Source organism: Agrobacterium tumefaciens (assembly GCF_009649785.1).
GTDB classification, from domain to species: domain Bacteria; phylum Pseudomonadota; class Alphaproteobacteria; order Rhizobiales; family Rhizobiaceae; genus Agrobacterium; species Agrobacterium tumefaciens.
This window is the reverse complement of sequence record NZ_WJOK01000008.1, coordinates 39135-61960: the sequence shown is the minus strand read 5'-3', so window position 1 is coordinate 61960 and position 22826 is coordinate 39135. Positions and strand designations below refer to the sequence as shown.

Annotated in this window: 28 protein-coding genes and 1 riboswitch; of the genes, 14 read left to right on the top strand and 14 right to left on the bottom strand. The window is 58.0% G+C overall.

Annotated elements, in window-relative coordinates:
* Position 1 precedes the first annotated feature (1 nt).
* Positions 2-508 carry a DUF934 domain-containing protein gene (locus GH784_RS10475; protein WP_003502665.1) on the top strand — a complete coding sequence of 169 codons (507 nt, stop codon included), beginning with the start codon at positions 2-4 and terminating at the stop codon, positions 506-508.
* 146 nt (positions 509-654) lie between these two features.
* The gene (locus GH784_RS10470; RefSeq protein ID WP_003512938.1) at positions 655-1467 is read left to right on the top strand and encodes a ferredoxin--NADP reductase; all 813 of its coding nucleotides are present in this window, start codon (positions 655-657) and stop codon (positions 1465-1467) included.
* Between the two features lie 60 nt (positions 1468-1527).
* Here the strand turns inward: GH784_RS10470 and GH784_RS10465 are convergent, their stop codons facing one another.
* Complete coding sequence (locus GH784_RS10465) at positions 1528-2868, bottom strand: MFS transporter (protein WP_029658762.1); 1341 nt, start codon at positions 2866-2868, stop codon at positions 1528-1530.
* 133 nt (positions 2869-3001) lie between these two features.
* Here GH784_RS10465 and GH784_RS10460 point away from each other — a divergent pair, with 133 nt between their 5' ends.
* Positions 3002-3505 (top strand): hypothetical protein, encoded by a 504-nt coding sequence (locus GH784_RS10460; RefSeq protein WP_153793408.1) that lies wholly within the window; start codon positions 3002-3004, stop codon positions 3503-3505.
* Between the two features lie 46 nt (positions 3506-3551).
* Here GH784_RS10460 and GH784_RS10455 read toward each other — a convergent pair whose 3' ends face one another.
* The 5 genes from GH784_RS10455 to GH784_RS10435 form a co-directional block, all read right to left on the bottom strand.
* Complete coding sequence (locus tag GH784_RS10455) at positions 3552-4355, bottom strand: endonuclease/exonuclease/phosphatase family protein (RefSeq protein WP_153793407.1); 804 nt, start codon at positions 4353-4355, stop codon at positions 3552-3554.
* A gap of 159 nt (positions 4356-4514) precedes the next feature.
* Positions 4515-7379: an aminomethyl-transferring glycine dehydrogenase gene (gene gcvP, locus GH784_RS10450; protein ID WP_003512945.1), complete on the bottom strand. Its 2865-nt coding sequence runs from the start codon at positions 7377-7379 to the stop codon at positions 4515-4517.
* Positions 7379-7741, bottom strand: a complete 363-nt coding sequence (gene gcvH, locus GH784_RS10445) for a glycine cleavage system protein GcvH (RefSeq protein ID WP_013636049.1) — start codon at positions 7739-7741, stop codon at positions 7379-7381. Before gcvH ends, gcvP begins: the two co-directional genes overlap by 1 nt.
* A 28-nt stretch (positions 7742-7769) precedes the next feature.
* Positions 7770-8909 (bottom strand): glycine cleavage system aminomethyltransferase GcvT, encoded by a 1140-nt coding sequence (gene gcvT, locus GH784_RS10440; RefSeq protein ID WP_065704604.1) that lies wholly within the window; start codon positions 8907-8909, stop codon positions 7770-7772.
* Between the two features lie 154 nt (positions 8910-9063).
* Positions 9064-9151: riboswitch (glycine riboswitch) on the bottom strand.
* A 124-nt stretch (positions 9152-9275) separates the two neighbouring features.
* Entirely contained in the window at positions 9276-9461 is a 186-nt protein-coding gene (locus tag GH784_RS10435) for a DUF3008 family protein (RefSeq protein WP_003496099.1), read from the bottom strand.
* A 173-nt stretch (positions 9462-9634) separates the two neighbouring features.
* Here GH784_RS10435 and GH784_RS10430 point away from each other — a divergent pair, with 173 nt between their 5' ends.
* Together GH784_RS10430 and GH784_RS10425 are read left to right on the top strand one after the other, a co-directional pair.
* Positions 9635-10015, top strand: coding sequence for a hypothetical protein (locus GH784_RS10430; protein ID WP_083211652.1), 381 nt, complete (start codon positions 9635-9637; stop codon positions 10013-10015).
* Between the two features lie 88 nt (positions 10016-10103).
* On the top strand, positions 10104-11093 hold the full coding sequence (locus GH784_RS10425) for a copper chaperone PCu(A)C (RefSeq protein WP_065704600.1): 990 nt from the start codon (positions 10104-10106) through the stop codon (positions 11091-11093).
* A gap of 62 nt (positions 11094-11155) precedes the next feature.
* On the opposite strand, the gene GH784_RS10420 is transcribed toward GH784_RS10425, so the two are convergent.
* Positions 11156-11584: a plastocyanin/azurin family copper-binding protein gene (locus GH784_RS10420; protein ID WP_003512955.1), complete on the bottom strand. Its 429-nt coding sequence runs from the start codon at positions 11582-11584 to the stop codon at positions 11156-11158.
* A 119-nt stretch (positions 11585-11703) separates the two neighbouring features.
* The gene (locus GH784_RS10415; RefSeq protein ID WP_065704598.1) at positions 11704-11994 is read right to left on the bottom strand and encodes a hypothetical protein; all 291 of its coding nucleotides are present in this window, start codon (positions 11992-11994) and stop codon (positions 11704-11706) included.
* Positions 11995-12196: 202 nt separating this feature from the next.
* On the opposite strand from GH784_RS10415, the gene crcB reads away from it, so the two are divergent.
* The 5 genes from crcB (at position 12197) to GH784_RS10390 (ending at position 15679) form a co-directional block, all read left to right on the top strand.
* Complete coding sequence (gene crcB, locus GH784_RS10410; protein ID WP_013636055.1) at positions 12197-12574, top strand: fluoride efflux transporter CrcB; 378 nt, start codon at positions 12197-12199, stop codon at positions 12572-12574.
* A gap of 66 nt (positions 12575-12640) precedes the next feature.
* Positions 12641-13630, top strand: coding sequence for an RluA family pseudouridine synthase (locus GH784_RS10405; RefSeq protein ID WP_003512960.1), 990 nt, complete (start codon positions 12641-12643; stop codon positions 13628-13630).
* A 6-nt stretch (positions 13631-13636) separates the two neighbouring features.
* Positions 13637-14305 (top strand): HAD family hydrolase, encoded by a 669-nt coding sequence (locus GH784_RS10400; protein WP_065704597.1) that lies wholly within the window; start codon positions 13637-13639, stop codon positions 14303-14305.
* 30 nt (positions 14306-14335) lie between these two features.
* Positions 14336-15130 carry an ATP12 family chaperone protein gene (locus GH784_RS10395; protein WP_065704595.1) on the top strand — a complete coding sequence of 265 codons (795 nt, stop codon included), beginning with the start codon at positions 14336-14338 and terminating at the stop codon, positions 15128-15130.
* A 60-nt stretch (positions 15131-15190) separates the two neighbouring features.
* The gene (locus GH784_RS10390; RefSeq protein WP_013636057.1) at positions 15191-15679 is read left to right on the top strand and encodes a hypothetical protein; all 489 of its coding nucleotides are present in this window, start codon (positions 15191-15193) and stop codon (positions 15677-15679) included.
* Between the two features lie 24 nt (positions 15680-15703).
* On the opposite strand, the gene GH784_RS10385 is transcribed toward GH784_RS10390, so the two are convergent.
* Complete coding sequence (locus GH784_RS10385; protein WP_065704593.1) at positions 15704-16297, bottom strand: TetR/AcrR family transcriptional regulator; 594 nt, start codon at positions 16295-16297, stop codon at positions 15704-15706.
* Positions 16298-16462: 165 nt separating this feature from the next.
* Here GH784_RS10385 and GH784_RS10380 point away from each other — a divergent pair, with 165 nt between their 5' ends.
* Complete coding sequence (locus tag GH784_RS10380) at positions 16463-16861, top strand: RidA family protein (RefSeq protein WP_013636059.1); 399 nt, start codon at positions 16463-16465, stop codon at positions 16859-16861.
* 108 nt (positions 16862-16969) lie between these two features.
* Here the strand turns inward: GH784_RS10380 and fghA are convergent, their stop codons facing one another.
* The 3 genes from fghA to GH784_RS10365 are packed head-to-tail and all read right to left on the bottom strand — an operon-like array spanning position 16970 to position 18977.
* The gene (gene fghA, locus GH784_RS10375) at positions 16970-17803 is read right to left on the bottom strand and encodes an S-formylglutathione hydrolase (RefSeq protein ID WP_065704590.1); all 834 of its coding nucleotides are present in this window, start codon (positions 17801-17803) and stop codon (positions 16970-16972) included.
* 33 nt (positions 17804-17836) lie between these two features.
* A complete protein-coding gene (locus GH784_RS10370; protein ID WP_065704588.1) occupies positions 17837-18496 on the bottom strand; it encodes a DUF1345 domain-containing protein in 660 nt (219 codons plus the stop codon).
* A 25-nt stretch (positions 18497-18521) separates the two neighbouring features.
* Positions 18522-18977: a YaiI/YqxD family protein gene (locus GH784_RS10365; protein ID WP_003512976.1), complete on the bottom strand. Its 456-nt coding sequence runs from the start codon at positions 18975-18977 to the stop codon at positions 18522-18524.
* Between the two features lie 166 nt (positions 18978-19143).
* Between GH784_RS10365 and GH784_RS10360 the strand changes: the two genes are divergently transcribed.
* Entirely contained in the window at positions 19144-19596 is a 453-nt protein-coding gene (locus GH784_RS10360; RefSeq protein ID WP_065704585.1) for a DUF5680 domain-containing protein, read from the top strand.
* Positions 19597-19659: 63 nt separating this feature from the next.
* On the opposite strand, the gene GH784_RS10355 is transcribed toward GH784_RS10360, so the two are convergent.
* Positions 19660-20316 carry a peroxiredoxin gene (locus GH784_RS10355; protein WP_003512980.1) on the bottom strand — a complete coding sequence of 219 codons (657 nt, stop codon included), beginning with the start codon at positions 20314-20316 and terminating at the stop codon, positions 19660-19662.
* 268 nt (positions 20317-20584) lie between these two features.
* Here GH784_RS10355 and GH784_RS10350 point away from each other — a divergent pair, with 268 nt between their 5' ends.
* Both GH784_RS10350 and GH784_RS10345 read left to right on the top strand, forming a co-directional pair.
* Positions 20585-21235, top strand: coding sequence for a glutathione S-transferase family protein (locus GH784_RS10350; protein WP_065704583.1), 651 nt, complete (start codon positions 20585-20587; stop codon positions 21233-21235).
* Between the two features lie 298 nt (positions 21236-21533).
* Entirely contained in the window at positions 21534-22184 is a 651-nt protein-coding gene (locus tag GH784_RS10345; protein ID WP_013636066.1) for a pyridoxamine 5'-phosphate oxidase family protein, read from the top strand.
* Here the strand turns inward: GH784_RS10345 and GH784_RS10340 are convergent, their stop codons facing one another.
* Positions 22185-22826 carry a cytochrome b gene (locus tag GH784_RS10340; protein ID WP_153793406.1) on the bottom strand — a complete coding sequence of 214 codons (642 nt, stop codon included), beginning with the start codon at positions 22824-22826 and terminating at the stop codon, positions 22185-22187.

Below are 22826 nucleotides of genomic sequence, written 5' to 3'. Positions count from 1 at the left end.
CATGACGAAAATCTGGAACCGCGACGGCTTCGTGGAAAACGATCCCTGGGTGATCGAAACGGAAGAAGTGAAGGCAACTGCCGAGCAGAAACCGGTGCTGTCGCTTGCTGATTTCCTTGTCCGTGCGGCTGAAAGCAATGATGTCGGCCTCGGCGTTCTGATTGCGCCTGCCGACGATGTCACCCGACTCGAGCCCTATCTCGACCGCATCGACCTTGTCGCCGTCAGCTTCCCGGCCTTCAATGACGGGCGGGGTTTCAGCCATGCCTCGTTGCTGCGCAGCCGTCTTGATTTTGCCGGCGAGGTGAGGGCGGTTGGCGATGTTTTGATCGACCAGGTGCCGCTGATGCTGCGCACCGGCTTTACCAGCTTTGCGGTCACGAACGAGACGGCGATCCGCCGCCTCTCCGAAAATCGCCTGCCGGAAATCCCGGTCTATTACCAGCCGACGGCCCTTTCGGCCAAGGGTGGAGAGGCCTATAGCTGGCGCCGCCGTGCGGCCCAATGACGCGTTGCACGGAAATATGAGTTTTAGATGCATATTTTCTGCGCGCATGGCAGTATTGATATTCTCATGCCTTCAAACCGCGGCAAAAATGGTATAATTGCCCGGTCGAAGAATGTCGCTTATCGAATGAATGGACGGAACCTGAAATGAACGCGCCAGCCAAGACGGAAGATTTCGCGATCAAGATACCTGATGGTGTTTACGCCGAGACAGTTTTGTCGGTGGAGCACTATACGGATCACCTGTTCCGTTTCCGCATGACGCGTCCGGCCGGCTTCCGCTTCCGCTCCGGCGAATTCGCCATGATCGGCCTGATGGTCGGCGAAAAGCCGATCTACCGCGCCTATTCCATCGCCAGCCCTGCCTGGGACGAGGAGCTTGAATTCTTCTCGATCAAGGTTCCGGATGGCCCGCTGACCTCGCATCTTCAGGCGATCAAGCCCGGCGATACCGTGCTTATGCGCAAGAAGCCGACAGGAACTCTGGTTCTGGATGCCCTGACACCAGGCAGACGGCTCTATATGTTCTCGACCGGCACCGGCATTGCACCTTTCGCAAGCCTGATCCGCGATCCCGAGACCTATGAAAAGTTTGAAGAGGTCATCCTCACCCATACCTGCCGCGATGTGGCCGAACTGAAATACGGTTTCGATCTGGTCGAGGAAATCAGGAACCATGAATTCCTGAACGAGATCGTCGGCGACAAGCTCAAGCACTATGCGACTGTCACGCGCGAGGATTATCCCTTCAAGGGCCGCATCACCTCGCTGATTGAGAACGGCAAGCTGTTTGCGGATCTGGGTGTTCCCGCACTCGATCCCGCGATCGATCGCGGCATGATCTGCGGTTCTTCGGCCATGCTGAAGGACACGAAGGAGCTTCTTGAAAAGGCCGGCCTTAACGAAGGTGCGAACAACAAGCCTGCCGAGTTCGTCATCGAGCGCGCTTTCGTCGGATAACCGACATTTGCGCAAGTTGGATGAAGGAGGCCCCGAGGCCTCCTTTTTTATTTGTACGGTTTACTGAGGCAGCGCTTCGTCGGCCTGCTTCGGGGCGATCTCGTTTCGGTAGATGAAGAAGAGAGCGATGGCGATGGCCGATATCCCGCCGCCGACCAAGTGCGAAAGGGCGTAACCGCCTTTGGTGACCAGCCAGCCGGCAACGACGTTGCTGAGGGACGCACCAATGCCCTGCACCATCATGACGCTTGCAAGGCCGACATTGAACCGGCCTGTTCCCTTGAGAATGCGTTCGGCGGCCACAGGCGTCACGATGCCCAGAAGGCCGGCACCGATACCGTCAAGCAACTGTACCGGAAAGATTACCCAGAAATCGGTGAAGGCGGAAGCCAGCAGACCGCGGATCGGCAGGGCCGCAAGCGCGATCAGGAACACCGTCGCAAGACCGAAGCGACGGATCAGCCACGGCGCCAGGGCCGCAACGAAGATCATGGCAAATTGCGCGACGCCAGTAATGATCGCTGTCGTGCGGAATGGTGTCTGCAGTTCGATGGCAAAATTCTGCGCGATAAGCCGCCCCATCGGCGCGTTGCCGAAGTGGAAGATAAGAAGAATGATCGCGAGGAATATCAGACCGCGTTCGTGAAGCAGCACGTTGATGCCTGAAGGCCCCGGTTCGCCCTTGTCCTCGCCAAGGCCTCGCGCCACCTTGTGGTCGATCCTGTCGGGGTCGATGGCGGCGGCGGCAACAAGTGCGCCGGCAGCCGTCAGAAGCATCAGTCCGATGACGCCATGCAGGCCGAAGAAGGAAACGGCAACGTAAGTGGCGAAGAGCGATGCGAAATTGCCGCCATGGTTCCAGAATTCGTTTCGCGATATCTGACGGGAGAACAGGCGTTCACCGACCAGACCAAGCGTCAGTCCGGCCAGAGCCGGTCCAACGACGGCGCCGACAACCGCAGTCATGATCTGGCCGGTCCAGACGATCCACGCATCGGGAAAGATCAGCGTAATCAGCGCGCCGACGGTGACGAGAACGACGGGGATGGCAATCAACGTTCTTTTCCACGTCGTGCCGTCCACCAACGCGCCGCAGAGCGGTGTGGCAAGCAGACCGACAAGGCCACCGACCGTGGCAATCATCCCCAGCGAAAGCGATGACCAGCCCTGTGTCGCCAAAAATGCGTCCAGGAACGGCCCTAGCCCGTCGCGGGCATCGGCCAGAAAGAAATTAAGCGCCGCAAGGGCAAAAAGCGTGCGGTCTGACATACCACCGCTGCGAGGCAGACCGCCGGAGGGGAGGCTGCCGCGCGGTGCCAAAACGCCGATCGTCGTCATGAAATATGCTCCGAAAAATATGCGGTAGGTGATCAGAAATTGATCGACGCTGGCGAGAAACATCTATGCCTGCATTTGGTTGCATCGGCACGATAGAAACATGAGCCTCTCGAATTTTTTGACAGTTGCTAAATAAACCGGAGGAACGTTTGACGGTGCAAGCGAGTTAGTCTTCGTGAAAAATTGGATACGCGCCATGAAAACGACGGCTATCACGAGTTTATTTTTTGCAGGGCTGCTCGGTGTGCAGCCGGCATTAGCGGACGAACGTGAATTCCTCTCGTCGCTGAAAGGCACATGGGCGGGTAAGGGAACCGTGATCGCCCGCATTGGCACGCCGCCAATCAACGTCAATTGTACGCTGAATTCCAAAGCGGGGACCTCGTCGCTCAATATGTCCGGCACATGCCGTGGCCTTCTAGTGGTCAGGCGCGCAATTGCAGCCGACCTGTCGGAGAAAGGTGGACGTTACAGCGGCGCTTACACCGGACCCTCCGGCCGACCGTCTGCCCTTTCCGGTACGCGGCAGGGAAATGCAATCAATCTGACGGTTCGCTGGAACCGCGACATCAACGGCGACCGCGTCGCAGCCATGACAATCGAAAAAGTCGGGCAAAACGGCCTGCGGCTTCGCACCACCGACAAGGACGGCAGGACCGGCAAGACGGTGGTGACGAGCGATATCCGGCTCGTGCGCTGACCAAACTGTGAGATGAAGACAACGACCGATAAGGCGGCTTAAGCCTCTAGCTGAATTCGAGCAGGAAGGGGCAATGATCCGAGACTTCTGGCTGTCTCACCACATCGAAATGATCGACCTGCACAACTGGGTTGACCAGCATGTAATCTGCAAAACGGTTTTGTTTGGCATAATGCGAGGTGCGCGTGTCTGTGAAACCACGTGTCGTGACGAGTTCGATGAGATCCAGTTCCTTCAATACCGTGAAGGTGTCGCTCTCAGGCAGAACATTAAAATCGCCGCACACGATGATCCGGTCACCATCCTCCGCGATGTCTTTGACGAGTTTCACGAGGCGTTTTGCCTGCATCAGACGGGCGGGAATATCGTGTTTACCGTTGGGGTCACGCAGCCCATGCATATGGGCGATGACGGCTGGCTGGCCGGTCGTGAAGTCGAAAACCCTGACAGCATGGCCCGTGCGCGAACGCGGGTGATCTCCGTATCCATTCGCAGAAAAGCAGCCGTGCACAAAACCTTGAGCCTGCGCAACAATCGCGATGGATTTACGCACGAAAGTCGCCAGCCCCCATTGAGAGGGATATCGTGTCTCCCCGTGCCAGAGGTCCCCCTGTGACGCCGGGCAAAAGATTGCCAGATGATCGGGTAGGGCTTCTTCGACATCGCGAAGAAAGTTCGCCCTTTGCGGCAGATCCCTACCGTCATCGCGATAGCTCAGCCAGTCCTCTTCGGCTGCCGGTGTATGCACCACTTCCTGCAAACATAGAATGTCGGGATCGGACGCGGAGATATAGGGAACAAGCTCGTCATGGAGCTTTCCGCCCCAACCATTCAGGCAAATCAAACGCATTCAAACTCCATCACCGCTTAAATTGCAGCATCCGGTTTAGCATGGAACGGGTTACGATCAATCGCATGTGACGTGGTCGCCCGGTCTTGGGGCTTGTGTCCGGAACGAAAAAGGCCCGGATCGCTCCGGGCCTTCATAAGTTCGTTCGTACCGATGCCTTTATTCGGCGGCCTCGGCATAAGCCTCCATCGGCGGGCAGGTGCAGATGAGGTTGCGGTCGCCATAGACATTGTCAATGCGGTTTACCGGCGACCAGTATTTGTCGATGCGGAAGGCGCCGGGCGGGAAGCAACCCTGTTCGCGGCTGTAGGGACGATCCCACTCGCCGACGAGATCTTCCACCGTGTGCGGCGCGTTCTTCAGCGGATTGTTGGTCTTGTCCGCACGGCCTTCCTCGATGTCGCGGGCTTCCTCGCGGATCGCCAGCATGGCATCGCAGAAACGGTCGATTTCCGCTTTGGTCTCGGATTCCGTTGGCTCGATCATCAGCGTGCCGGCAACCGGCCAGCTCATGGTCGGCGCATGGAAACCGCAGTCGACGAGGCGCTTTGCAACGTCGTCCACCGTCACGCCGCAACTGTCTGCCAGCGGGCGGGTGTCGATGATGCACTCATGCGCCACACGTCCCGTTTCGGACTTGTAGAGCACGTCGTAAGCGCCCTTCAGCCGTTCGGCGATGTAGTTGGCGTTGAGGATCGCAACCTTGGTCGCCTGCGTCAGCCCTTCGCCGCCCATCATCAGGCAGTAGCTCCAGGAAATCGGCAGGATCGACGGCGAGCCGAAGGGGGCAGCCGAAACCGCACCTTCACGACCGTCCGTCGTCGGATGGCCGGGAAGATAGGGAGCAAGATGCGCCTTGACGCCGATCGGCCCCATGCCCGGACCGCCGCCGCCATGCGGGATGCAGAAGGTCTTGTGCAGGTTGAGGTGGCTGACGTCGGAACCGATATCGCCGGGACGGGCAAGACCGACCATGGCGTTCATGTTGGCGCCGTCGAGATAGACCTGACCACCGTGTTTATGGGTGATCTCGCAAATCTCGCGAACCGTCTCCTCAAACACGCCATGGGTGGACGGATAGGTGATCATGCAGCACGAGAGGTTTTCCGCATACTGCTCTGCTTTTGCTCGAAAATCGTCGATATCGATGTCGCCATTTTCCCGCACTTTCACCGGCACCACTTTCATGCCAACCATCTGCGCGGACGCTGGATTGGTGCCATGCGCCGAGGTTGGAATGAGGCAAACGTCGCGATGTGCGCCGCCATTGGCGATGTGGTAGTTGCGGATGGTCAGGAGCCCCGCATATTCACCCTGCGCGCCGGAATTCGGCTGCATGGAGAAGGCGTCGTAACCGGTGACCGAGCACAGCTTTTCCGAGAGGTCATCGATCATTTCCTTGTAGCCGAGCGCCTGATTGGCCGGCACGAAGGGATGGATGTCGGAAAATTCCGGCCACGTTATGGGCAGCATTTCCGCAGTTGCGTTCAGTTTCATGGTGCAGGAACCGAGCGGGATCATCGAGCGGTCGAGCGCGAGATCACGGTCCGAAAGACGGCGGATGTAACGGGTCATCTCGCTTTCGGCACGGTTCATGTGGAAGATCGGATGCGTCATGTACTGGCTGGTGCGCAGCAGTTCCTTCGGCAGGCGATATTCCAACTCGAAATCCGAGATCGAGAAATTGCCGCCGAATGCGCGCCAGACCGCCTCAAGCGTCGCGGGACGCGTGCGCTCGTCAAGGCTCATGCCGATCTTGGTCGCGCCGACCTTGCGCAGGTTCACACCTTCCGCAACGGCCGAGCGCAGGATGACGCCCTGCATATGGCCGACTTCGACGGTGATGGTGTCGAAGAAGGTTTCCGGCTCGATGACGTAGCCAAGCTTCTCCAAGCCCTTGGCCATCAAAACGGCTTTCTGGTGGGTCTGCTGGGCAATCGCCTTGATGCCCTGCGGGCCATGGAAGACGCCATACATCGACGCCATGACTGCAAGCAGCACCTGCGCGGTGCAGATGTTGGAGGTAGCCTTCTCGCGGCGGATATGCTGCTCGCGGGTCTGCAGCGACAGACGATAGGCGCGATTGCCGCGCGCATCGACTGAGACGCCGACCAGACGGCCAGGCATGGAGCGCTTATGTGCATCCTTGACGGACATGTAAGCCGCATGCGGACCACCATAGCCGACCGGAACGCCGAAACGCTGCGAGGTGCCGATGGCGATATCCGCACCCATTTCACCGGGTGACTTCAACAGCGTCAGCGCCAGAAGATCGGCGGCAACGGCAGCGATGGCACCCGTCTGGTGCAGGCGGGAAATCAGGCCCGAGAAATCGCTGACATGACCGTGGGTGCCCGGATACTGGAAGATCGCGCCGAACACGTCGACAGGATCGAGATCGGTAAAGGGATTACCAACGATCACCTTCCAGCCGAGTGGCGCCGCACGTGTCTCGATCAGCGCGATGGTCTGCGGATGGCAATTGGCATCGACGAAGAAGGCGGTTGCCTTGGACTTCGCGACGCGCTGGCACATCGCCATGGCTTCGGCAGCGGCGGTCGCTTCATCAAGCAGCGATGCATTGGCGACATCGAGGCCGGTCAGATCGCAGACCATGGTCTGGTAGTTCAGCAGCGCCTCAAGACGGCCCTGGCTGATTTCTGGCTGGTAAGGCGTATAGGCGGTGTACCAGGCCGGGTTTTCCAGAATGTTACGCTGGATCACCGGCGGCGTGATTGTGCCGTAATAGCCCTGGCCGATCAGCGAGGTCAGCACCTGGTTCTTGTTGGCCGTCTCGCGCAGGCGGTCGAGCGCCTCGCGTTCGGTCAGCGCTGCACCCCAGGTCAGCGGCACCTTCTGGCGGATGGAGGAGGGAACGGTGGCGTCGATCAGGGCATCGAGGCTCTTGTAGCCGATGACCTTCAGCATCTCCGCCATTTCCGACGGCGACGGCCCGATGTGACGCCGGTTGGCGAAATCATAGGGCTGATAGTCGGTGAAATGGAATTCCGTGGGCGTCGTCATTACGCGATCAGCTCCTTGTAGGCTGCCTCGTCGAGCAGCGTATCGGCATCCGCGGCGTTGGAGAGCTTCAGCTTGAAGAACCAGCCGGCACCCTGCGGATCGGAATTGACCAGCGAGGGATCGTCGACGATGGCCTGGTTGATTTCCACCACTTCGCCATCCAGCGGACAATAGACATCGGAAGCCGCCTTGACGGATTCAACGGTCGCCGCGTCGCCATTCTTGGAGAAGGTGGCGCCCACTTCCGGCAATTCGACGAAGACGAGGTCGCCAAGCTGTTCAGCGGCGTGGCTGGTAATGCCAACGGTGGCGATATCGCCGTCGAACTTCAGCCATTCGTGTTCTGCGGTAAATTTCAGCATCGTATTCTCTCCGGAGATGGGATGAAGATTATCGTTTGTAGGTGGGCTTGATGAAGGGCAGGGCAGCGACGGTGACGGGCAGATATTTGCCGCGCACTTCCGCAAAGATCGCAGTGCCGGGAGCAGTATGGGCCGCAGGGATGTAACCCATGGCAACGGGACCTTCGACCGACGGACCGAAGCCGCCGGAAGTCACTTCGCCGATTTCCGTCTTGCCTTCTGCATCCGCGAAAAGCTTGGAATGACCGCGCACCGGTGCCTTGCCCTCTGGCTTCAGGCCGACGCGACGACGCGATGTGCCGTCCTTGAGTTCACCGAGAATACGCTCTGCCCCAGGGAAACCGCCTTCGCGATCACCGCCGGCGCGGCGCGCCTTCTGGATCGCCCATTCAAGCGAGGCTTCGATGGGGGAGGTCGTTGTATCGATATCGTTGCCGTAGAGACAAAGGCCAGCTTCAAGACGCAGGCTGTCGCGCGCTCCAAGCCCGATCGGCTCGCAATCAGGGTGCTCAAGCAGGGCCTTGGCGATCTCTTCCGCCTTTTCGGCAGGCACGGAGATTTCAAAACCATCCTCGCCGGAATAACCGGAACGGGAAACGATGCAGGGAACGTCGTGGAGAGGAACTTCCAGTACGTCCATGAACTTCATTTCGGAAACACCGGCCCAAAGTTCGGCCAGAACCGCTTCAGCGCGTGGTCCCTGAAGCGCAATCAGCGCCCGATCATCGAGAAGGGTAATGTCGCAAGTGTCAGAAAGATGCGCCTTCATATGGGCGACATCAGCGTCCTTGCACGCCGCGTTGACGACGACGAAAAGGTGATCGCCGCGATTGGTGATCATCAGATCATCGAGGATACAGCCGTTTTCATCGGTGAAGAAACCGTAACGCTGGCGGCCCTCCTTTAGGCCGAGGATGTCAACCGGCACCAGTTTTTCAAGCGCGATTGCAGCGTCGGCATTGTTGCCCGACTTCGCCTTTACGATAACCTGGCCCATGTGAGACACGTCGAAGAGGCCAGCAGAGGTACGGGTCTGAAGATGTTCCTTCAGCACGCCCGCCGGATATTGCACCGGCATGTCGTAACCGGCGAAAGGCACCATGCGGGCGCCAAGGGAAACATGCAGGGAATGGAGCGGCGTGATTTTAAGCTCGGCGGTATCGTCCAAGGACGCCTCCAGGGTTGCGCGAAAGATCGCGCGGGCTCAGGTCATGACGCGAAAAACGCGCCGGGTTCAAGAGCCCCCTCTGTCCTTGTCGCCTGAGATTGTTATCCCTTCGGCGAGCCGTCCTTATGAAAGGTGGCTTCTCTCCAGAGTTCCGTCGTCACCGGTGGTCCTTTTGCCTGAGAGTTTCCGGGGCGGTTGCTCCTTCGGCACCGCAATGAAGCGGTTTCTCCCAACGATGATGCGAGGCTCATTATCTTCGAAGCCCGGTCATTGGCAAGGACGAAATGACGCATCTGAACAGATTTTTGCTCCATCTGCGCCATCGCTGGCTAGATACACGGCGAGTTCCAAGCATGAAGCGTGCCGTCAGTCTGATTTTTTCTCCGGCAGACCCTTGCGCTTTGTCGACGCCAGTTCATCAAGTTCCTTTTCTGTCATGGACTTCTCCATGCTTTTTGAAGCACCTTGTAAACTGGATTTCTTGACTTCACCGCGTTTGGCGGCCAGCGCCGCACCTGCGGCTTTCTGCTGGGCTTTCGATTTGGCTGGCATGTCGGTACTCCTTCCGAAACGATCCGTATTGGAAAGGAAATGCCGCCCTGTATCGATTGTTCCTTTGAGCGGTTGGGCCTGCGGCAAATTTCCCCTTTGAAATCGGAAAGAAAGAGGGGTATCGCCAGAAGATGGACGCAAATCGAAAACGACCGCTGACAAGAGTGGAGAAAATGCTTCGCATTTTCTGCGCGCTTTTGATGTTGTCGCTTGGTTTTGCCCACAAGCCCGCGCTCGCCGCGGCACCTGCCGTTCTTCTGGATGAGAGCTACCGGCTGCCGGACGGCACCTTTGCCGAAATCTGCCTAGGCCACAGCGGCGGGGTAAATGTCTCGCACCCCAATGACGGCCCCGCCCATTCAAGCGATGCGATCCTGTTTTGCGAGGCCTGCCTGCTGGCCTCGTCCATTCTCTTGCCGGTGCCCGATGCGGCCGGCTGGCTGAGGACGGAATTCGCCTGGCTCGACAATCGCCTGACCGCGGAATGGGGCTTTCACTCGGTCCAGACGATCCGCAAACCGTCCGCACGCGGCCCGCCAACCCTGTCCGCCTGATCTCTTCGTTTCACAGGATCATCGCCGCCGGGTGGCGGCACGGAGCAGCTGCCCGGGCCAATGGCGCCGCAGTCGCAAGGACAAACAAATGAAAACCACCAAGATCATCACCTGCACCCTGTTCGTCGCCTCCGTCTACACGGCGCAGGCCTTCGCCCATACGACCTTCGTTGACGGTTCGGCCGAACAGGAAAGCACCATCGTTGCCGCACTTCAGGTGCCGCATGGCTGCGATGGCGGACTTGCCACCACAGAAGTGCAGATCAAGCTGCCGGAAGGCTTCATCACTGCCAAGCCGCAGCCCAAGGCCGGTTGGGACCTTGAGGTCATCAAGGGCGACTATCAGAAAGCCTACAAGAACCACGGAAAGGACATCAAAAGCGGCGCGGTCGAAATCCGCTGGAAGGGCGGCAATCTGCCGGATGAATTCTATGACACCTTTGCCGTTCAGGGAAAAATCTCCGGCATAGAGGCCGGGCAGGATCTTCCCTTCAAGGTGACGCAGCTTTGCGGCGACAAAGGCAAGGTTTCCTGGGACGAGGTGGCGGCCGCAGGCGTCGATCCGCATTCGCTGAAAAGCCCGGCGCCGACCATCCGCGTTACCGCAAAAGCCCATGCCGGCGGGCATGATCATTCCGCTATGGCCATGGATATGGATATGGACGTGGTGAAGGCTGGCAGTCTCGAGCTCTCGGCTGGCGCGACAAAGGCCATGCTGCCCGGTCAGCCCGTGGGCGGCGGTTATGTGACGATCAAGAATACCGGTTCCAGCGACGACAAGCTGATCGGCGTCGAATCCTCCGCCGCCGGCCGCGCGGAAATTCACGAAATGGCCATGGTCAACGACGTCATGAAAATGCGCAAGCTGGATGACGGCATCGTCATTCCCGCCGGTGAGACAGTGGAACTGAAGCCCGGCGGCCTGCACATGATGTTCTTCAACGTGAAGAAGCCGTTTGCCGAAGGCGACAAGGTGCCGGTGACGCTGATCTTTGAAAAGGCTGGCAAGGTCGAGATTGTGCTTTCCGCAGGCTCGGCCAAGGGTGGTGACGACAAGAACGCTCACCAGCACAACTGACGCAAAAAAGAGGCTGCCGGAACGCAATACTCATCCGGCAGCCTCAGCTTGTTCGACCAATATTATTTTGTAACAGTCAGCTTGGCCTGCATACCCGCTTCGTAGTGACCTTTTATGTTGCATAAGAGGAGATATGTGCCGGGCGTAAGCTTTGCCTTGAGCTGACCATCGCCGCCGGGCTTCAGGTCGGCCACTTCGCCAAGACTTTTAAGCTGTTTTTCATCGACACGGTGTTTCGCGGTATTGAGCGGTATTTTTTCGTCTGCAGACTTCAGCTTGACGAGCACCATTTCGTGCTGCTCGCTCATGGCATCGTTATGCACATGAAACACGGCTTCACCGGCTTTGACCGTCGTCTGGTCCATCACGAGTGTCATTGGTCCGCCACCTTCACCGCCTTCGGTGACCTTGATGGTCGTGGCCGCGAAAGCCGGCGCCGAAACAAGGAGCGCGATCGTGGTGGCTGTGACGTGACGGGCAATAGAAATCATGATCTTCCTCCAGTTGGTACCGAAGGACTAAAATTTGAATCTGACAACAACCTGAACGGGCGAAATGCGCACTAAAAAACTTATAAATCGATTTAATAAGTATGGATATAGAATTGATATTATGAGTTTTTATTGGATTGGTTTTCCTCGTAGGCCTGCACGGCCTGATCGAGTGTTGTCTGGGGGGCGTTGCGATGGCTGGCGCTTGTCAGGAAATAGAGGGTCAAGGCCGGCGGCTTGATGGCGGTGAGCAAGGCTCTCAACTGGAAATCGTCTCCCTGTTCGGCCTTGCGCGCCAATTCGTGAATGGCTTCCTCAACCTCGCTTCTGCGCGAAACACGCTGCGACGGCTTCACGGCCTCCAGTGCGTAGGCCGCAGTGTTTGCAGAAACGGAAAGAACCTGTGTCATCCAACCTCCGGCCATCCTTCGCCGACCCGTAAAACCGCAGATTAGCAGCTGCGTCTTGTTGGAAGCCTAAATCGCGGACGTGCAATTTAATCGAGTTTTAATCGAAAAAAGGTCGGGACGAGGGGGTTTCACCACCCGTGGCTATGTTCTAGAAAACGTCTTCAACAGACCCGTCGGGTATTTCTCCGGAGACATTCCCCAAATGCTGAATATCGCTCTTGTCGCAGCAGGCGGCGCAATCGGTTCGGTTTTCCGCTATCTCGTCGGTCTGTTGAGTGTGCGCCTTGTGGGTATGACTTTCCCTTGGGGAACGCTTGCGGTGAATGTGGTCGGATCCTTTCTCATCGGTTTCCTGGTTGAGCTTGTTGCAAGGCGGCTGAACGCGTCCATGGAGATGCGCCTGTTTCTGGTCACCGGCGTTCTCGGTGGCTTCACCACCTTTTCGTCCTTCTCGCTGGATGCGGTAGCGCTTTTCGAACGCGGCGCGCTCGGCCTTTCGGCGGTTTACATCACGGCAAGCCTGGTGGTTTCCATCGCGGCGGTTTTCGCCGGGCTGGCCTTGGGCCGCAGTTTGTTCTAAAGGCTTGCTCCAAACGGTGCGCCGGATAACAGGGCGCGCGATCAAGACAGAGAGACTGGAAATTTCATGGCAGGTATCGAGCATATCAAGGTCGAGGCCGACGAGGCCGGTATGCGCCTCGATCGCTGGTTCAAGATTCACTATCCGGGTCTGGGGTTCGGGCAGCTGCAAAAGCTTCTGCGCTCCGGACAGGTGCGTGTGGACGGCGGCCGGGTGAAGACGGACGCACGGGTGCAGCCGGGACAGATGGTGCGTGTGCCGCCTGTTGATTCCGACCTCAAGGTCAAAAGCGGACCGATCGGATCCAGGGACCTCAAACATTCGGCAGACGGTGAACTTCTGGCGCGCATGCTGCTGCATGAGGACGACAAGGTTCTGGTGTTCAACAAGCCGGCCGGCATTGCCGTGCAGGGCGGCTCGGGCGTCAACCGTCACATCGACGGGCTTCTGGAAGCGTGGACCAGCCCGAAGGGCGAAAAGCCGCGTCTGGTGCACCGTCTGGACCGTGACACGTCGGGCGTGCTGGTAGTGGCCCGCACCCGAGGTGCTGCACAGAAGCTGACGGCCGCTTTCCGCGAGCGCGATACCAAGAAGACCTATTGGGCGCTGGTTCGCGGCGTACCGCGCAAGCATCAGGACAAGATTTCCACCTGGCTGGTCAAGGAGCAGACCCCCGACGGCGACCGCATGCGCATTGCCAAGCACGGCGAGGAGGGGGCAGATCACGCCATTTCCTATTACCGTGTCATCGATACCGCTGCGCAGAACCTCGCCTGGCTGGAAATGGAGCCCTATACCGGCCGTACCCACCAGCTGCGCGTTCACGCACTGCATATGGGGCACCCGATCATCGGCGATCCGAAATATTACATCGATGATCCGAACTGGGATTTTCCGGGCGGTGTACAAAAGCGTCTGCACCTGCATGCACGCCATATCGACATTCCGCACCCGAATGGCGGCCGGCTTCGCGTCAGCGCGCCTTTGCCACCGCATATGGTACAGACTTGGAACCTGCTCGGCCTCGACGTGGCCGATGGCGACAGGGAAGGCTGATATCAGATGAAACTCGTTCTTTTCGATTGTGACGGCACGCTGGTCGACAGCGCCGGCCTTATCCATGCCGTCATGGTCGATACCTTTGCCGATTTCGGAAAGCCACGGCCTGATATTGCGCAGACCAAGGCAATTATCGGCCTGACGCTCGACATCGCCATCGCCCGCATGCTCGGTAAGGCGCATGTGGATGACGAGGCGCGCGCGATGACTGAGCGCTATCGGGAAATCTATCACCCGATCCGCGCCCGACCTGGCATGATCGAGCCGCTGTTCGACGGTATCGCGCCCTTAATCGACACGCTCGCCAGGCGGGATGAGGTGCTGATCGGCGCGGTCACCGGCAAGGGCCGTCGCGGGTTGACCCATATTCTCGAAACGCATGGTTTTGCCGAGCATTTCATCGTGTCGCGCACGGCGGATGATTGCCCTTCCAAGCCGCATCCGGCCATGGTGATGGAATGTTGCCATGAAACCGGCATGGTTCCGGCCGACACTGTCGTCATCGGCGATGCTATCTATGACATGCAGATGGCAAAGGCCGCCGGCGCAAAGGCCATCGGCGTTGCTTGGGGCTACGCCTCGGTCGATGATCTCTGGAAGGCGGGCGCAGACGCCGTCGTCAGCCATCCAAGCGAAGTTCCGGCCCATGTTCCTGCCGATATTCTTGAATGATCCTTTCTATTCGACTGATGAGGACGTGCCATGCGTGATCTCCTGAACGACCTTTCGGAAGGCCTCAGCCACCCCGATCCGATCCTTCGCGCCCAAATCCAGATGCAGCGGCCCCTGCCGAAACGTTTCTATAAGGACGTTACCGTTGCTGACGTGGAAGACGGCGGCTTCACCATCCATCTCGATGGCAAACCTTTGCGCACGCCCGCCAAGAAGCCGCTTGTCTTGCCATCGAAGGCGCTTGCGGATCTGCTTCGCGATGAATGGGATGCGCAGAAAGAAGTGGTGAACCCGGTCGTCATGCCGGTCTCCCGGCATGTGAACACCGCCATCGACGGCATCGCCAGCGATACCCAGGCGGTTTTCGAGGACATACTGCGCTTTTCCTCTTCCGATCTCCTGTGCTACCGCGCAGGTCAACCGGAAGCGCTTGTGGCGCGGCAGGCGGACCATTGGGATCCGGTGATCGACTGGGCGGCCAATGTTCTCGGCGCACGCTTCACTCTCGTCGAAGGCGTCATGCATCGCGATCAGCCTCGGGAAGCCGTTGCAGCCTTTGCCGTGACGCTCAAAAAATACGATACGCCGATCGCGCTTGCCGCCCTGCACACCATGACGTCGCTGACCGGCTCCGCCATTCTGGCGCTGGCACTGGCGGAAGGGCAGCTGACGCTGGAGGAAACCTGGGCGCTGGCTCATCTTGACGAGGACTGGACCGCCGAACATTGGGGCGAGGACGAGGAGGCGCTGGAGCGCCGCGCCACTAGGCTCATCGACATGCGTGCAGCACTCAACGTTCTGGAGGCGTTGAAGAGCGCGCCTTAACGCTTTTCTAACCCTGATGACCGAATATGCGGTTACCTCACGTTAGGGGAGCCGCAGATCATGAACACTCGATTGAAACGCCTTGGCATTGTTGTGCTGGCGTGTTTCACGCTCATGTCTTTCAGGCTGGAACCGGAGGCGACCAATGCCGACCGGCTGCTTTATGATGTGCGCGGCGCCTTTGTAGCGGCACGGCCGGATGTAGCGCCAGCATTGATGCAATCCATTCATGCGCAACTACAGAATGCCATCAAAACGACGGCACGCGGCGAAATCAGACCGCGCGTTGTGCTGACCATTCGCCTCGCATCCGTCACCCGCGGCCCCTTCCTGTTTGGAGAACGGGCATCGGCCCGTGTCATCGTTCGTGCGGCCGCCGTGGCGACGGGCGAGGTGATCGCCGAGGCCAAATTCACAGCCACCGTCGTCAGCTTCGACAATCAGTCGATCGAGCAGGATCTCGCTTACGGCGTCGCGGAGCGCGTGATCCGCGAGTTCCGGCTGAGCCGACCCGGACCGACAACGCTCGCGACGGCGTTGTTTCCGTGAACAAATATGGTTTCCAGATAGAGTTTAAACTGGTTTCACAAGAAGGCCGGTGGCCATGGACTGGAAAGCCTCGACAGCCTTCGGCAGCACCCTCACGGGATCGTCACTGGCGGCGATCCATAGCGCAGCATTAAGTGCAGCGCCGCTTAGAAGCCGGGCAGCAGCTTCCGCATCGACTGACTTGATGACCCCTTGTTCGATGAGGCTCTGAACCGTTCGCTTGGTCGCATGCAGACAACTGCTCTGGCTAGGCCACTGCGACGGATCACCCAACACCGCAGGCCCGTCGAGCAGAACGATGCGTTGTACTTCCGGATCAAGCGCCATTTCGATATAGGCGGCGCCCTCGGCGAGCAAACCTTGCCAATCGTCCTCGGCCAATGCCCCGATCTCTTGAGCGCGAGACGCCATTTCAGAATCGATCTGATCGACCACCGCCGCCAGCAGCCCACGCTTATCTCCGAAATTGTGATAAAGCGCCCCACGCGTCAGACCAACCTCAGCAGTCAACTCGTCCATTGATGCGGAAGAGTATCCCTTTTCGGCGAAAATCTTTCGTGCAGCCGCGATCAGTTTTACGCGATTTTCCTCCATCGTTTCCGCGCGTCTTTTCGCCATACTCTCCTCAATTTCACATACGTGACGTATACGGGTTGACATACGGAACGTATGCCACCAAATTCAAATACGCACCGTATATCAAATAAGGCGTTGTGTGAAGCGCTCGAAGCGTAACGTTCCGCCCAGAGAGTGCACTTGATTACAAAGAAGAGAGATTTAAAAATGGCGAAGCGCGAAGCAATCTTTCCCGCAAACAGACATGCTCTTTACGAGGAGCACGGCTATTCGGCGGCTATCCGATCCGGGGACCTTCTGTTCGTTTCCGGGCAGGTGGGCAGCCTTTCCGATGGAACGCCAGAACCCGATTTTGAACGTCAGGTACAATTGGCTTTCGAAAATCTCAAAGCCACGCTGCATGCAGCGGGCTGTACATTTGATGATATTGTCGACGTGACGACATTCCATACGGACCCCGAAAAACAGTTCGGAACCATCATGGCCGTCAAGCAGCAGATTTTCAGCACGAAGCCTTACCCGAACTGGACTGCAATAGGCGTGAACTGGCTCGCGGGCTTCGATTTCGAGATCAAGGTCATCGCCCGCATTCCTTTGGATGCATAAATCTCCGAAAGCCATAGCGAAGACGGCGTACTAAAAACGCCGTCACGTCGCTGTTCAAGATGTCGGACGAATCCAAACCGCGCAGGTTAAGCTTCCCCTTTCGCAGCCTTAGCCAAGTCGCTCGGCATGCCATTTCAGATGGTCATCCATGAAGCTGGAGATGAAATAATAGGAGTGGTCGTAACGCTCGTGCATGCGCAGCGTCAGGCCGATATCGGTTCCTTTGATCGCCTCTTCGAACAGCCAGGGACGCAGGCCTTTTTCGAGGAAACTGTCGGCCTTGCCCTGGTCGATCAGGAATTCCGGAAAACGGGCGCCGTCTTCGACCAGCGAGCAGGCGTCGTATTGCCGCCATGCGGCACGATCCGTTCCGAGATATTTTTCCAGCGCCGGTTCGGACCAGTCGGCAGAGGAGGGGGCGACGATTGGGGCGAAGGCGGAGCAGCTCTTGAAGCGGTCTGGGTTCTTAAGCGCAATCGTCATGGCACCATGGCCGCCCATCGAATGGCCGAAAATGCCCTGACGGCTCATATCCGCGCGGAAATGCTGGCCAATGAAGGCTGGCAGCTCTTCCGTCACGTAGCTGTACATATGGTAGTGCTCCGACCAAGGCTCCTGCGTGGCGTCGAGATAAAAGCCCGCGCCCTTGCCCATTTGCCAGTTGGTCACTTCATCAGGCACATCGTTGCCACGCGGGCTGGTATCCGGGCAAACGATGATCAGCCCGAGTTCGGATGCCATGCGGCGATATTCGCCTTTTTCCATGACATTGGCGTGGGTGCAAGTGAGGCCGGAAAGATACCACAGAACCGGGCACGGCTCGCTGATCGCCTTCGGCGGCACATAGACTGCAAAGGTCATCTCGCATTTCAGGGTTTCGGATGGGTGCGAAAATACGCCCTGCATGCCGCCAAAGGCCGTATTTTGCGAGATGATATTCATGAAGCCATTCCTTTATGAAGAGTTTTTTCCGGTTCAGCCCGCAAGCGCGACCGCAGCATTGACCGCCGCTGCTACCAGAACCGTGTTGAAGAAGAAGGAGACGATGGAGTGCAACAGGGTGACCTTGCGCATCGGTGTCGTGGTTACAGCAACATCCGAGGTCTGCGCCGTCATGCCGATGACAACAGCGAAATAGAGGAAGTCGTAACCGCAGGGTTCCTTCGTTGCCGGGAAATCCATGCCGCCGCGATGCTTGCGCTTGCCATCAACGATTTCCGGACGCCAGTAAAGATGTGCGTAGTGCAAGGCGGTCATGGTGTGGATTGTCAGCCACCCGAAAATCACGGAGCCGAAGGCGAGCAGCAGCGTCCAGACGGTTTCGCCGGAATGGTTGAGTGCTTGGAAAAGTGAAACGACGGCGACGGTGGCAGCGATCAGCGTAATGGCGATGATGGCCATTGCCGGCAGGTCATCACTATCGGCATGCGCTTTCAGGTGCTGGGCCGTTAATTTCGGAAGCCGAAAGGCCACCAGCCCGAGATAGGTCAGGAAAAACAGAATGGCTGCAATTTCGATGGCGAGCGGCCGTGCGAATGCCAGCGCCAAGCCAAGGCCGAAGGCGCCAACAAAAAGAGCGACGAAGAAAGGCTTATGGCGGCTATAGGTGTTGCTCTGCGGATTGGCCGGGGTCATGGGCTGCGCCTTCCTGTTTACGCGGTCATTTTTTGACACGGCGGCAGAAACGGTCAAGCGTCTCCAGAAAAGCAGACCGGTCGCGCGGCGAGAAAGCCGCGTTATATCCCTTGCTCTCACCGGTTTCGCGCAGGTGTGCGCCAAGGTCGCGCATCGCAGTTGCCATGCCGATGTTGGTTTGGTCGAAAACGCGGCCGGTCGGTCCCGTCACCAGCGCGCCCCTGGCAACGCAACGCCCGGCGAGCGGCACATCGGCGGTAATGACGATATCGTTTTCGCCCGCACGCTCCGCAATCCAGTCATCCGCCGCATCGAAACCGGCCGATACGATCACGTTTTTCACCATCGGATCGCGCGACGGGCGCAAACCGGAATTGGCAACGAAAGTCACCTCCAGCCCATGCCGTTCCGCCACCTTGAGAATCTCGGGTTTCACGGGGCAAGCGTCGGCATCGACATAGATTTGCGGGGTCTGCGACATGGGCACTCTTCGAGGATCATTTATGCATCGCTTTTAAGGGCAAACGCTGCGATTACCAAGCCCGCCATCTGTGAAAATATGGCGACAGGCAGGGTAAGGAATACGCTTGCGACCTTCACACAAGTCCAGTATGTTCACTTTATGTTCCTGATGTGAGGTATTCCCGATGCTGGAAGAATTCATCGTGCAGGCCAAGTCCGCCACTTATGTGGGCGGCGGCAACAAATCCTCGACACCCACCCGCATCGGCTCACACGACCTCGGCTTTCGAAGTGGCGACTGGAACTATATCGATAGCTATTTCGGCGGAACCGACTTCATCGGTCAGGAGGTCGTCTGGCATCAGGGAATTCCACTTTGGGCCATGAATTATTACGGCCGCATCATCCGCCCTGAGCTAATCGACGGCACGGTGGCGGGCAGGGTGATCCAGCGATCGCTTTCCACGCTATACAGGGAAGGGCGCTTCCTCGGCGGCTTCACCCACGAGGTCGAAGACATGATCTATGTCGATACCAATGAGGGCGAATTCCGGTCTTTTACCGGCGTGGAGCGCATATATCGGGACAGCGTTGAGGTGTACCGGCTCGACTACCACGGCGGCGTGATAAAGCCGTAGCCGCGCCGCGAGTAAGATCAAACAGGGACGATGGAGATCCATCGCCCCTTTATCGATTTCAAATCAGCCGGGCTGCTTCGTCTTGCGCAGGTATGGAAGAACAGTGTCATAAGAGCCGAAACGGGCAATCGCATCCTCGTTGGAGACGGCGGCGGTGATAATGACGTCTTCGCCCTGTTTCCAGTTTGCCGGTGTCGCCACCTGATGTTTAGAAGTCAGCTGGATGGAATCGATCGCGCGAAGAATTTCGTCGAAGTTCCGCCCGGTGGTCATCGGGTAGGTGAGGACCAGCTTGATCTTCTTGTCGGGACCGACAACGAAGACGGAGCGCACGGTGGCGTTGTCGGCCGGCGTGCGGCCTTCGGAACTGTCTCCAGCGCCCGCCGGCAGCATGTCATAGAGCTTCGCGACTTTCAGGTCCTTGTCGCCGATCAGCGGATAATCGACATTAAAGCCGGTCGCGGTGCGGATGTCGTTTTTCCATTTCTCATGGCTTTCGACCGGATCGACCGAAATGCCGATGATCTTGACGCCGCGCTTTTCGAATTCCGGCTGCAGGCCGCCCATCGCGCCGAGTTCCGTGGTGCAGACCGGCGTGAAATTCTTCGGATGCGAAAACAGGACCGCCCAGCCGTCGCCGATCCATTCGTGAAAGCTCACCGGACCGTGTGTGGTCTCGGCGGTGAAATCGGGTGCGATGTCGTTTATACGCAGGCTCATCTGATGGTTTCTCCCTAATGATTTAAATTGAAATCCTGAAGGTTTTGGCAATCCGCGTCCGGCGCAGGAGCTTAGAGTTTTTGCGTGAAATGGCCAGCCCTTTCCACGGCAAACGGCACGCTAATGACCTGTCATTGAAACGTACAAGGATTGTTTTCGTTCTGGCAAACGCCTATTCTGACGCGCTGCCTTTTCCGGCCGGCGCAAAAAGCTGATGCTCGACCACAATGAGCCAATAGTCTCCAAACAGACGCGATGGGGAACAGCAATGACGATCACGATCACCGCTTTTGAACGCTCGCCCGATGGCGGCAAGGGTCTGGCCCGCGACATGCGCGTCCGCTGGGCGCTGGAGGAAGCGGGGCTGTCCTACGATGTTCGCCTTCTCTCCTTCAAGGCGATGCGGGAACCTGCGCATCTGGCACTTCAGCCGTTCGGACAAATCCCGACCTATGAGGAGGGCGACCTTGTACTGTTCGAATCCGGCGCGATCATTTTCCACATCGCGGAGCGCAATGCCGGCCTGTTGCCGCGGGATGTGAATGCGCGGGCACGGGCGATAACCTGGATGTTCGCCGCGCTCAACACGGTGGAGCCGCCAATCGTTGACCGCTCGATTGCCCGATTTCTGGAGGGCGACAAGAGCTGGTACGAAGAGCGCTTAGCGATGATCGATAAAAATATCAGCAAGCGGCTCGGCGAACTCTCCCGCTGCCTCGGTGACGACGACTGGCTCGACGGTGCGTTCAGCGCTGGAGATCTGTTGATGATATCGGTGCTGCAAAGGATAAAAAGCTCAGGCATCCTCGACGAATATCCAAACCTTTCAGCCTATGTGGCTCGCGGTGAGGCGCGTCCGGCCTATCAACGCGCCTTTGCCGACCAGCTTGCCGTCTTCAAGGCCGCTTCGACCGCTTGAACGTCGGTGAATAGCGAGGGCCTTAAGGTAAGAACAAACTACACGGTCTGTACAGGATTGCCCGCCCTCAAAGGCTCCCGCAGCCGTTTCGGTGATTGTTGTGCCTCTATCGGCGCCGGTTCTACTTCTTGATTGAAATTGAAATCTGCGATAGTGCTAAGTTTGAGGTACGTACCTCAAACTTAGAAGCAGCTCAAATGCGGACAGAGAAGAACAATCGATATGTCAGCAATATCCAGGCGTTTTCGTCTGGTGAAGCTGATCGGAACAACGGGGCAACGTCACAAGGGTGAGGATGATGACGGCGTTTGAACTTGATCCGGAATTTGCAATAACAGATGAGCCATCGCTTCGAGGGTTGTTCGAGGCGACCCACGCGCTGGCGATATTGAAGTGTCAGGACACCATTGGCGAGCATGCGCGGGAATTTATCAGACGCTCTCCGTTCCTGTGCATAGGAACGCAGAATCTGGCGGGAAGTGCTGACGTAAGCCCTCGTGGCGACCCTGCGGGGTTCGTCAAGATTCTTGATGAACGCACACTCGCGATACCGGATCGGCCGGGTAACAATCGTCTGGATACGTTGACCAATATCATTGCCAATCCAAGCGTCGGGCTGTTGTTTGTCATACCGGGATTTGACGACACGTTGCGTGTGAACGGGCAGGCAAAGCTCGCAACCGACCCGGAACTTCTGAGAAGCATGAGCATCAATGATCGTGCGCCCAAACTCGCGATTGTCGTCAGGGTGAGTGAGGTTTTCATGCATTGCGCCAAGGCGTTTCGGCGGTCTCATTTGTGGAGCCCGGATCATTTTCAGGATCGCTCCGAGATGCCGTCGCTCATCAAAATCATCCTTGACGAAACGACGGGGGCGCCCAGCAACAAGGATGAGATGCGGAAATTGGATGACGATCTGGAAAAGGACTACCAGAGAACACTTTATTAGCTATTTTCGAGGGGAGGCGGTGCGGCTCCTGTTGTCTGCAGCAGCCCTGAAAGCGATCATGCGCCGAAGCGTTGGATCTTTGCGGACGAAATGGTGCCACAGCGCCGCTGCCACATGAAGAACGACGATAACTGCGGCAAGATAGGCCAGAGTGGCGTGAACCTTAGTCCAGAAGGCCTCGGCTTGGTCGGAGATCGCCATGGGTAGTCCCGGCACGACGACAAGATCGAAGACGTAACTGGGGATCTGCAGAGGAGACGTCGACGCGACGGCCCAACCGGCAAGGGGAACGGCAAGAGTAAGGAACAGCAGTGCGGCGTGAGCCGCCCGTGCGGCCAACCTCGAAGCCATCCCTTCACCATCCAGAGCCCGCGGTTTCCTGCTGAAAACCGACCAGATGAAGCGGGGGGGGGCGAGGGCCAGAACCAGAAACCCAATCGACTTGTGATACTGAAAAAGATTGAACTGAAGCACCGGATCGATGTCGCGGCTCATGAGATATCCCAGCGCAAGCTGCGCGAGGAATAGGAGCGCGATCGTCCAATGGAAAACGATCGCCACCAAACCAAAGGAGGCGGACGTGTTTCGCCATCTCCTTACGCCGCTCGTCGCTCTATCGGAATGCCCCTTGAGATATTGCAT

Excerpts from the sequence above, each read along its gene's own strand:
- GH784_RS10475 (WP_003502665.1), top strand. The coding sequence starts at position 2 with ATGACGAAAATCTGGAACCGCGACGGCTTCGTGGAAAACGATCCCTGG.
- GH784_RS10470 (WP_003512938.1), top strand. The coding sequence starts at position 655 with ATGAACGCGCCAGCCAAGACGGAAGATTTCGCGATCAAGATACCTGAT.
- GH784_RS10465 (WP_029658762.1), bottom strand. The coding sequence starts at position 2,868 with ATGTTTCTCGCCAGCGTCGATCAATTTCTGATCACCTACCGCATATTT.
- GH784_RS10460 (WP_153793408.1), top strand. The coding sequence starts at position 3,002 with ATGAAAACGACGGCTATCACGAGTTTATTTTTTGCAGGGCTGCTCGGT.
- GH784_RS10455 (WP_153793407.1), bottom strand. The coding sequence starts at position 4,355 with ATGCGTTTGATTTGCCTGAATGGTTGGGGCGGAAAGCTCCATGACGAG.
- gcvP (WP_003512945.1), bottom strand. The coding sequence starts at position 7,379 with ATGACGACGCCCACGGAATTCCATTTCACCGACTATCAGCCCTATGAT.
- gcvH (WP_013636049.1), bottom strand. The coding sequence starts at position 7,741 with ATGCTGAAATTTACCGCAGAACACGAATGGCTGAAGTTCGACGGCGAT.
- GH784_RS10435 (WP_003496099.1), bottom strand. The coding sequence starts at position 9,461 with ATGCCAGCCAAATCGAAAGCCCAGCAGAAAGCCGCAGGTGCGGCGCTG.
- GH784_RS10430 (WP_083211652.1), top strand. The coding sequence starts at position 9,635 with ATGCTTCGCATTTTCTGCGCGCTTTTGATGTTGTCGCTTGGTTTTGCC.
- GH784_RS10425 (WP_065704600.1), top strand. The coding sequence starts at position 10,104 with ATGAAAACCACCAAGATCATCACCTGCACCCTGTTCGTCGCCTCCGTC.
- GH784_RS10420 (WP_003512955.1), bottom strand. The coding sequence starts at position 11,584 with ATGATTTCTATTGCCCGTCACGTCACAGCCACCACGATCGCGCTCCTT.
- GH784_RS10415 (WP_065704598.1), bottom strand. The coding sequence starts at position 11,994 with ATGACACAGGTTCTTTCCGTTTCTGCAAACACTGCGGCCTACGCACTG.
- crcB (WP_013636055.1), top strand. The coding sequence starts at position 12,197 with ATGCTGAATATCGCTCTTGTCGCAGCAGGCGGCGCAATCGGTTCGGTT.
- GH784_RS10405 (WP_003512960.1), top strand. The coding sequence starts at position 12,641 with ATGGCAGGTATCGAGCATATCAAGGTCGAGGCCGACGAGGCCGGTATG.
- GH784_RS10400 (WP_065704597.1), top strand. The coding sequence starts at position 13,637 with ATGAAACTCGTTCTTTTCGATTGTGACGGCACGCTGGTCGACAGCGCC.
- GH784_RS10395 (WP_065704595.1), top strand. The coding sequence starts at position 14,336 with ATGCGTGATCTCCTGAACGACCTTTCGGAAGGCCTCAGCCACCCCGAT.
- GH784_RS10390 (WP_013636057.1), top strand. The coding sequence starts at position 15,191 with ATGAACACTCGATTGAAACGCCTTGGCATTGTTGTGCTGGCGTGTTTC.
- GH784_RS10385 (WP_065704593.1), bottom strand. The coding sequence starts at position 16,297 with ATGGCGAAAAGACGCGCGGAAACGATGGAGGAAAATCGCGTAAAACTG.
- GH784_RS10380 (WP_013636059.1), top strand. The coding sequence starts at position 16,463 with ATGGCGAAGCGCGAAGCAATCTTTCCCGCAAACAGACATGCTCTTTAC.
- fghA (WP_065704590.1), bottom strand. The coding sequence starts at position 17,803 with ATGAATATCATCTCGCAAAATACGGCCTTTGGCGGCATGCAGGGCGTA.
- GH784_RS10370 (WP_065704588.1), bottom strand. The coding sequence starts at position 18,496 with ATGACCCCGGCCAATCCGCAGAGCAACACCTATAGCCGCCATAAGCCT.
- GH784_RS10365 (WP_003512976.1), bottom strand. The coding sequence starts at position 18,977 with ATGTCGCAGACCCCGCAAATCTATGTCGATGCCGACGCTTGCCCCGTG.
- GH784_RS10360 (WP_065704585.1), top strand. The coding sequence starts at position 19,144 with ATGCTGGAAGAATTCATCGTGCAGGCCAAGTCCGCCACTTATGTGGGC.
- GH784_RS10355 (WP_003512980.1), bottom strand. The coding sequence starts at position 20,316 with ATGAGCCTGCGTATAAACGACATCGCACCCGATTTCACCGCCGAGACC.
- GH784_RS10350 (WP_065704583.1), top strand. The coding sequence starts at position 20,585 with ATGACGATCACGATCACCGCTTTTGAACGCTCGCCCGATGGCGGCAAG.
- GH784_RS10345 (WP_013636066.1), top strand. The coding sequence starts at position 21,534 with ATGACGGCGTTTGAACTTGATCCGGAATTTGCAATAACAGATGAGCCA.
- GH784_RS10340 (WP_153793406.1), bottom strand. The coding sequence starts at position 22,826 with ATGCAATATCTCAAGGGGCATTCCGATAGAGCGACGAGCGGCGTAAGG.